The organism is Candidatus Pelagibacter sp. HIMB1715 (genome assembly GCF_052047595.1).
Classification (GTDB): domain Bacteria; phylum Pseudomonadota; class Alphaproteobacteria; order Pelagibacterales; family Pelagibacteraceae; genus Pelagibacter.
The window spans coordinates 1-4,192 of sequence record NZ_JBNAJY010000035.1 but is presented as its reverse complement, the minus strand read 5'-3'; the positions used below and the strand labels follow the sequence as shown (position 1 = coordinate 4,192).

The 4,192-nt window shown below is 22.7% G+C and carries 4 protein-coding genes; all 4 read right to left on the bottom strand.

The annotated features are described in order from the left end of the window. A partial coding sequence (locus ACTTAY_RS07095) for a hypothetical protein (RefSeq protein ID WP_440672918.1) occupies positions 1–217 on the bottom strand: 217 nt, incomplete at its 3' end. Continuing rightward, a complete protein-coding gene (gene bamA / locus ACTTAY_RS07090; RefSeq protein WP_440672917.1) occupies positions 217–2,463 on the bottom strand; it encodes an outer membrane protein assembly factor BamA in 2,247 nt (748 codons plus the stop codon). The genes ACTTAY_RS07095 and bamA, both read right to left, overlap by 1 nt. 10 nt (positions 2,464–2,473) lie before the next feature. After that, entirely contained in the window at positions 2,474–3,640 is a 1,167-nt protein-coding gene (locus ACTTAY_RS07085) for a 1-deoxy-D-xylulose-5-phosphate reductoisomerase (protein WP_440672916.1), read from the bottom strand. Between the two features lies 1 nt (position 3,641). Beyond that, positions 3,642–4,192, bottom strand: a 551-nt coding sequence (locus ACTTAY_RS07080) for a phosphatidate cytidylyltransferase (RefSeq protein ID WP_440672915.1), incomplete at its 5' end; no start/stop codon positions are given.

Genomic DNA, 4,192 nt, shown 5'->3' with positions numbered 1-4,192 from the left:
TATTCTCTTCATCTTTTAGTTTATTTTCTAAAAGTTGTAACTCATCACTCTTTTTTTTTTCATTATTTTCAAGTTTTAAAATAATTTCTTTACCAATATTAATGTTTGAAATAAGAAAATCTATATCTATAAAAGCTACTTTGTTTTCTCCATGCGCATTAAATGTAATTAATAAAAAACCAATAAAACTAAATAAATTTATTTTATATTTAAACATTAAAAGGTTGTTCCTAAATTAAATCTAAATGACTCAGTTTTATCACCATCTGCCTTACTTAGTGGCTGTGCTAATGAAAAGTTCATAGGACCAACTGGGCTTAACCAATCAAGCCCAATTCCTATTGAACTTCTAATCTCGTTTTTATTCAAAGAAGAATCGTAATCCACACCCCATATGTCAGCTATATCTGTAAAAAACTTAAAATCAATATTTTGAGATTCTTCAAACAATTGAGGTATTGTTGAGGTAAAATTTAAGGAATATGCATAATTGCCACCAATGTGATCGGATCCATCTTTAGGGCCTACTCTTCCGTTTTCAAATCCTCTTAATTTATTTGAAGGAATTTTAATTCTTTCAGAAAGCTTTACATCTTTATTAGTTAAAGAATTTGCTGTTTCAAAATATAACGAAAAAGTAGAAATATTTTTTTCAAATAAATTAAAATAATGAGTATGACTATAATAATTTTTAAAAGTATAATTTTCACTAATTACAGGTAACCCTATAGAATAAAATGATTTAAATCCAGAACTTGTTTGAAATTTTTGATTTCTTCTATCATAGTTAAAATTTATATTTAAAATTGTATCCCAATAATCACCCTCCTGAGCTTTTTGTCTAGCAGATGCGGTAGAATTAGTTGAAATTTTTTCATAAAAGTTGCTAGTACCGATCCCTAGATTCAAATTATCATAATATTCAAAGTTTGTACCAATTGAAAAACCGGTTTTATTTGTTTTATAACCAGTTGATTTTAAATTATCTATTTCTTGGGCTTCAATAGATGTAAATAAAGATTTATCTAAATTTTTATAATTAGGATTAGTAAAAGAAAATTTACCTTTTAATTTTTCAGAAGATACTGATATATTGCTATCAAATTTGACTCCACGACCTAAAAAATTATTTTCCTTAATACCAAAACCTACTGAATTTCCATCAGTTCCTACACCGGCTGAAGCAAATATTTCACCAGTAGGTTTTTCTTCTATAAAAATATTAATTGATTTTAATTTTTCAACTTCATCTACAGTAATTTCTTTATTTACATTTTTAAAAAAATTTAAACTTTTTAAATTATTTATTGATTTATTTACTAAAATCTCAGAAAAAGGATCTCCTTCATCAACCTCAAAATTATTTCTGATTACATTTTCTGCGGTAATGTTGTTTCCAAAAATATTAATTTTTTTAATAAAATATTTTTCAGTTTCAGAAATAACAAATTCTAGATTTAAAATATTATTGTCTAAAATTTCATTAACAGATACGTCAATAAACTGATATTGCTGATTTGATGCAACTAAATCAATTTGATCTAGAATATCATTTATTTTATTTATTGAATAAGGCTTACCTTTAAGTTTGTCAAAAAGTTTATTAATTTTCTTAAAATTATTTTCATCAAAGTCTAAAGGTAAAGATAAAGAAAGATTTCCAAAAAAAACTTTAGGATTTGCATCTATATTAAAAATTAGTTCAAATTCATTATCTTTTATCATTTTTGCAAATGAAGAATTAACAGAAACATTGTAAAAACCATTATTTTTATAAAAATTAGTAAGAAGTCTTTTGTCAAAATTTACTAAATTTTCATTGAGATATTTTCGTCCAGTTAAGAACTTCCAATATTTATACTCAGAGCTTACTATAATTCTTCTTAGTTTGTTGTCTTTAAATATTTTATTGCCAAGAAATGTTATTTTAGAAATTTTTGCTTTATCACCAAGATTAAAATTGTAGATTAAATTTACTAATTTATTTTTTTTTTCTTCAACATATATCTCTAAGTCTGCATTGTAGTAACCAATTTCTTTTAAAGTTTTTAGTAAAATTTTTTTTTCATTTTTTAAATCAATTTCGTTATATGAGGACCTCATTTTTATTAATGAGTTTGACTTTAATTGTTCTAAAATTTTATCAGCTTTTAAACCTTGATATTTTATATTTTCTATAATCGGGTATTCAATTACTGAGATTTTTAACAAGTTATCATCAAGTGTTATTTTGATGTTTTCAAAAAAATTAGTGCTATAGAGATCCTTAAGTATTTTATTTAAATCATTTTTATTTACGTTATCATTAATCGAAACTCCTGAAAAAATAATAATTGTATCTGAAGATATTCTTTGATTTCCTTCTATTAAAATTTTTTTTACTTCATTTGCAAAACAAATTTTGAAGTTAATAAAAAGTAAAAAAAATAAATAAAGAAAAAGTTTAAAATTTTTAATATTCATAATTAAACAATTAATCAACTAATAACAAATTAATTTTATGTCTCACAAATTCACTCACATTTATAACCTGAGAAATTTTTGTTGGAAGAATTTTTTTAAGTTTTTTAACATTATTATCATCTAAGATTTTCATAATATATGGTATAATTTTATTATAGCTAATTTTCTTTTCCAAATAAGCTCTGACAATTTCATCGTTAGCAGAAACTAAAGCAGTTTCAAATAGTGAATTTTTTTTTGGTAAGTATTTTAAAATTTTAATACTTAAAAACTTTTTTTTATTTAATTTCTGAAAGTTAAGTTTATTTAATTTATTAAAATTTATATCTTCAGTCTTAATAGCTTTTCCTTTATTTGTATACAATGAATTAAATATTGGAATTTCCATTGTTGTGTCATGTGCTATGAGTTTGATTAAACCATCATTAAATTTTAAAATTGCATGTACGTATGAACTTGGGTGAATTATTATATTTAACTTTTCATAATCTAAATTAAATATTTTTTTAGCTTCAATTATTTCAAAAACTTTATTAATCATAGTTGATGAGTCTACACTTATCTTGGGGCCCATAACCCAGTTTGGATGATTTATAATTTTATTTTTCTTTACATTTTTAAATTCATTTATTGGTACATTTAATAAAGGACCTCCAGATGCAGTTAAATAAATCTTATCCAAGTTATTAGATTTATTTTTTTTTAAAGCATACCATATAGAAAAATGCTCTGAGTCAACCGGAATGAATTCGGTTTTGTGTTTTAACATTTGATGCTTAATTATATTCCAAGCACATATAATTGACTCTTTATTTGCAATGGCAATTTTTTTTGTATATTTAATGATTTCATAAGTTGGTATTAGTCCGTCCAACCCAACAATTGAACTCATTACATAGTCTATTTTATTTTTAAGGAATTGATCTAAACTTTTAAAATTATTAAATAATTTAATATTATTTTTTTTGCAAATTGGTTTTGCTAAATAAAAACTTTTCTTGTTAGTTATAATTAAATTTTTTACATTAAATTCTTTTGCTTGTTTTAATAAAAATTTATAATTCTTATTAGCTGTTAATAATACAACATTAAAACTATTTTTATCTTTAGATATTATATTTAAGAGAGATTTTCCAATTGATCCTGTTGAACCTAAAACTGCAATTTTTTTTTTCATTTTAAATTTTAAAAAAGTTAAAAAATTGAAGAATAAATGCAACAGGAAAGGCAAACAACATGCCATCTATCCTATCTAAAAGACCTCCATGACCAGGTATTAATTTGCCAGTATTTTTTACTTTTGCTTTCCTTTTAAAATACGAAATAATGATATCACCCAGTTGACTAGATGAAGATATAATAACAACAAATACAAAATAATTAATAAACATTATTTTATTTTCTAAATTTATTGCATTTAAAAAAAAAATTGTAGACAATGACAAAACAAAACCTCCTAATGATCCTGATATTGTTTTATTTGGACTATATTTTGTTAATTTTGGTCCCTTAAAAATTTTACCAAAAACATAACCCCCAATATCACTCAATATGCATATCAAGGAAATAAACAACACTAACCAATAATCATTATCTGAAATAAATCTTAACTTTATTATAGAAAATAACGAAAATAACAAAAAAATAAATCCATATACATAAAATGATTTTTTTTTAGCAATAAAATGCCATTCATAAAATGAAATTAAAAGAATTATAAATAATGAAA